The sequence below is a fragment of the Streptomyces sp. NPDC060209 genome, from assembly GCF_042728155.1.
Taxonomy (GTDB): domain Bacteria; phylum Actinomycetota; class Actinomycetes; order Streptomycetales; family Streptomycetaceae; genus Streptomyces.
In genome coordinates, this window is record NZ_JBHWZS010000479.1 from 1 (window position 1) to 4,260 (window position 4,260).

Consider the following 4,260-nt stretch of genomic DNA (forward strand, 5'->3'; position numbering starts at 1 on the left):
GGCCGGGGCGCTTCGGCGTTCCCGGGCTCAAATCTTTCTTCTGCACGGGCATTGACCGTGGGAGTGGGCCGACTTACGTTCTTCGCGTTGCCCTTCGTATGTCATATATGAGACGCGATATGAGAGCCGAGCGCCTTATGCAGCCAGCCCCGAGCCCTCTCCCCTGCCGCCCCCGGCGCCGCGGGAGACGCTGAAGGCCCCCGTCCGCCCGGACGGAAGGGGGCCGGCACCACGTCGGCCTGATGGCCTCCGGCCCGGGCCGACGGGGCACACGGGCGATCGGACGCGCCCCGGCCCACCGGTTCCCTCGGCTCCGCAGGACTGCCGCGGTCCCGCGCATTCCCGAAGCACCTCCATCCCGCACGTCTCCACACTGCGGCGCCCTGTTGTCCAGCGCCTCGCCGGTGAGCACTCAGAGAAGAGAGCCGACCATGATCAAGCCCCGCAACAGCCGTCTAGCCGCCGCGATATCCCTGGTCTCCGCCCTGGCCCTCACCGTCACCGCCTGCGGTGACGACGGCAGCGGCATCACCGGTGCGAAGGGTGCCGAAGGCTCGGGCAAGGGGAAGATCGTTTTCTGGGACGAGAACGGCGGCGTCCGTACGGCGATCTGGAAGGAGATCATCGCCGACTTCGAGAAGGCGAACCCGGACATCGACGTCCAGTACGTGGGCATCGCCTCCACCGAGGCCCAGTCCAAGTACGACACCGCCATCCAGGGAGGCGGCCTGCCGGACGTCGGCGGTGTCGGTGCCGCGATGGTCGCCGGGATCACCGCGCAGGACGCGCTGGAGCCGCTGGACGACCGGATCGAGGAGAGCTCCCTCAAGGGCAAGCTCAACGAGGCGATGACCGAGAACGTGAGGAGCGCCGCCGGCCGGGACGAGATGTACACGGTGCCGATCTCCGCCACGAACGGCGTCCTCTACTACCGCACGGACCTGTTCGAGAAGGCCGGGCTGGGCGAGCCGGACACGTGGGACGAGTTCTACAAGGCCGCGGCGAAGCTGACGGACAAGCAGAAGAACCAGTTCGGCTACACCATCCGTGGCGGCCCGGGTTCCATCGCCCAGGCCCTGGACGCGATGTACGGGCAGTCGGGCATCGATTCCTTCTGGGACGACTCCGAGACGAGGACGACGGTCAACGACCCCAAGAACGTCGCGGCACTGGAGAAGTACGTCGGCCTGTACAAGAAGGCCACCCCCGAGGCCGACCTCAACAACGACTTCACCAAGATGGTCGCCCAGTTCGACTCCGGCGGCATCGCCATGCTCAACCACAACCTGGGCTCCTACCAGGACCACGTGAGCTCGCTCGGCGTCGACAAGTTCCGTGGCATCCCGCAGCCCGAACTGGCTGACGGCACACGAGTGATGGTCTCCAACCCGGTATCCGGCCTCGGCCTGCTCAAGTCGTCGGAGAACAAGGCGGCGGCCTGGAAGTTCATCGAGTTCGCCGCCTCCCACGCCTCGAACTCCAAGTTCAGCGAGTCCGCGGGCCTGATACCGGCGAACAAGGAAGCCGCCGAGGACCCCTGGCTCGACAAGGCCGAGACCACCAAGCTCGGCGCCGAGGCGCTGTTCTCCGGCAACACCAAGATCGTCCAGCTTCCCTACTACCTGCCGGACTGGAACACCCTGTCCAAGGCCGACAGCGAATCGGGCTTCCAGAAGGTGCTGCTCGGCAAGACGAGCGCCAAGGAGTTCCTGGACACGCTCGCCGAGAACCTCGACGAGGCCCAGGCGGAGTGGAAGGAACAGCAGGGCTGACGGGCAAGGGAGCCCGCTCCGAGGCCGCGGGTTCCGCGGCCTGACACCGGCGCGCCCGAGGTCTCGTCCGGATCATGCCGGGCTCACGGGAGGTCGGGCACGATCCGGACGAGAGGGCCCAAGGGCTGTCCCGTAATGCCCGGTGGATCAGCGCGCGGCGTCGGATGCTGTGCATCGCAAGGCGGAGGGGCGTCCCCATACTGGGCGTATTCGGGCGACCCGACAACGCGGCGAGGTGCCGTAGCTGTCGTCGTGCGCCCGCCGGGTGTTACGGGGCAGCCCTTAGTCCAGGCCTTCCTCCCGCAGCTGGTACATCAGGAGGAACGTCCGGTAGGTCTCCGCGGACACGTCCAGGCAGACGTCCGGCCGGTTGGTCCACGTCGACAGGTTGTCGAGGGCCCGCCGGCAGGCCAGCTCGGTCTCGGCCTCGGACGGGATGTTCGAGATGAACGCGGCGATCAGCAGGACCACTGCGAGGACGACCACACCGATACGGATGCGCATGGTCTCCCAACGACCGTGCCGCCGGGCCGGTCACTCGGGGCCGGTCACGGGCCGCTCGCTCACTCGGGTTCGTCGGTGACCGGCGGCAGATCGGGCTCGATGAACAGGCCCGCGTACTGCGGTGTGGGCAGCGGGGTGACGGCGCCCGTGTCGGTGGTCGCGGTCGCGCTGTCGGGGTGCCGCTGGGCGGTGCGGGCAGGCATGTCGGTCATCTCAGGTGTCCTGTACGTAGGTGTGCGGTGAGAGCCCCGTGACCGAGCCGCTGCGGTAAATGCCGGACTGGTCCCGACCGGTAGGGCTACGAAGTGCCGCTACCGGTGCCGCGCCGCTCCGGGGGCGTCCGGATCATCGTGCGGTGCATGCAGACTGTAACCCTCCCGGCACGGCTTTCCCCCGGTATTGCGAGCCCGGCGTGACGGTCAGTGCGGCGGTGCGGGCTCGATGTTCTGGTTTGCGTGGAAGAGGTTGTGCGGGTCGTAGGTCCGCTTGGCCTCGGCGAGCCGGTCGTAGTGGCCGCGGTAGGTGGCCCGGACCCGGTCCTGGGACTCGCCGGTGCCGAGGAAGTTCACGTATCCGCCGCCCATGGAGTGCGGGTGCAGCGCCTCCCAGTAGGCGACGGCCCACTCCCGCAGTGCCGCCGCGTTGGCCGGGTCGGGGTCGATGCCGGCGATGACACCGGACCAGCGCGCGTCGCGGTAGGCCCAGGCGGTGTCGTCGGGGCCGACGCGGCCCGCGGCTCCGTCGACCGGGTACAGGTGCATGGTCGACAGGCCGGTGGGGAGCTTCTCCGCGAAGGAGGCGTGCACGTCGGCGGCGTCGTCCGTGATCCGGTCGAAGAAGTCGCCGCGCCAGTACCACTGGAGACCGGCCGGCATCAGCGCGTCGAACATGCTCTGCAGGGCCGGGTAGGGCATCGGTGTCGTGAAGTGGAAGGCGGGCGGACCCGGTTCGTTCACCACGGCGAGGGTTTCGCCCAGGGAGTCCGGGTCGGCCGTCGAGGACCAGATGACTCCGCACATCTTCTGCCCGTGGATCTCCGCGGGGAAGGGCGGGCCGGGCGGGACGGTCAGCGAGGCGAAGAAGCCGTACAGGTCGTCCGGTGCCTGCGGCAGGAAGTCGCGGTACCAGCGGATGACGTCGTGGAAGAGCTCCAGGGGCCACAGGGTGATGGCCACCCCCACCGTGTCCACGGGGTGCAGCTCGAAGTCGAACGACGTGACGACGCCGTAGTTCCCGCCGCCGCCCCGGAGCGCCCAGAACAGGTCGGAGTGCTCGCTCGGGTTCGCGGCGACGAAGGTGCCGTCGGCCAGGACCACGTCCGCCGAGACCAGATTGTCCACCGAGAGGCCGTACTTGCGGGTGAGGTAGCCGTGCCCCCCGCCGAGGGTGAGTCCGCCGATCCCGGTCGTGGACATGATCCCCGCCGGGGTGGCGAGGCCGAACGCGTGGGTGGCGTGGTCGAAATCTCCCAGCGTCGCGCCGCCGTCGGCCTGGGCGGTCTGGGTGGCCGGGTCGACCCGCACGCCGTGCATGGGGGAGAGGTCGAGCGTGACGGCGCCGTCGGAGAGACCGAGGCCGGGGCCGCTGTGCCCGCCGCCACGGACGGCCACGTCCAGGCCGTTCTCGCGGACGAAGCGGACGGCCTCCATGACGTCCGCGGTGTCGTGGCACATGACCACGGCCGCCGGTTTCTTGTCGATCATGGCGTTGTAGACCGCGCGGGCCTGCCCGTACTCCTGGTCGTCCGGTCCGATGACCGGGCCGCGCAGAGCGGTCCTCATCGTCTCGAGGAGGGTGCCGTCCATGATCGTCTCCTTGCGCACGTGCGCCCGGCCTCCCCTGGCACCATCGCATCGGGTGGGGCTGCTGGGCCGACGCCGGCACCTGTGGATGCCGCGCAGACGGGACCGAACACCGAAAGGCTTGCCCCTCCAGCGTCCCGCCGCTCCGGATGCCGCGCAATCGCGGAGCGCCGTGCCCCGGC

4 protein-coding genes are annotated in these 4,260 nt (G+C 69.4%); 1 reads left to right on the forward strand and 3 read right to left on the reverse strand.

Annotated elements, in window-relative coordinates:
- The first annotated feature begins 431 nt into the window (after nucleotides 1-431).
- Nucleotides 432-1,772 (forward strand): ABC transporter substrate-binding protein, encoded by a 1,341-nt coding sequence (locus ACFWFI_RS41390; RefSeq protein WP_387400913.1) that lies wholly within the window; start codon nucleotides 432-434, stop codon nucleotides 1,770-1,772.
- A 282-nt stretch (nucleotides 1,773-2,054) separates the two neighbouring features.
- Here ACFWFI_RS41390 and ACFWFI_RS41395 read toward each other — a convergent pair whose 3' ends face one another.
- From ACFWFI_RS41395 to ACFWFI_RS41405, 3 genes are all read right to left on the reverse strand, one after another.
- Entirely contained in the window at nucleotides 2,055-2,276 is a 222-nt protein-coding gene (locus ACFWFI_RS41395; RefSeq protein WP_387400914.1) for a hypothetical protein, read from the reverse strand.
- Between the two features lie 59 nt (nucleotides 2,277-2,335).
- Nucleotides 2,336-2,488, reverse strand: a complete 153-nt coding sequence (locus ACFWFI_RS41400) for a hypothetical protein (protein WP_387400916.1) — start codon at nucleotides 2,486-2,488, stop codon at nucleotides 2,336-2,338.
- Between the two features lie 207 nt (nucleotides 2,489-2,695).
- Nucleotides 2,696-4,081, reverse strand: a complete 1,386-nt coding sequence (locus tag ACFWFI_RS41405; RefSeq protein ID WP_387400918.1) for an FAD-binding oxidoreductase — start codon at nucleotides 4,079-4,081, stop codon at nucleotides 2,696-2,698.
- Nucleotides 4,082-4,260: the final 179 nt, after the last annotated feature.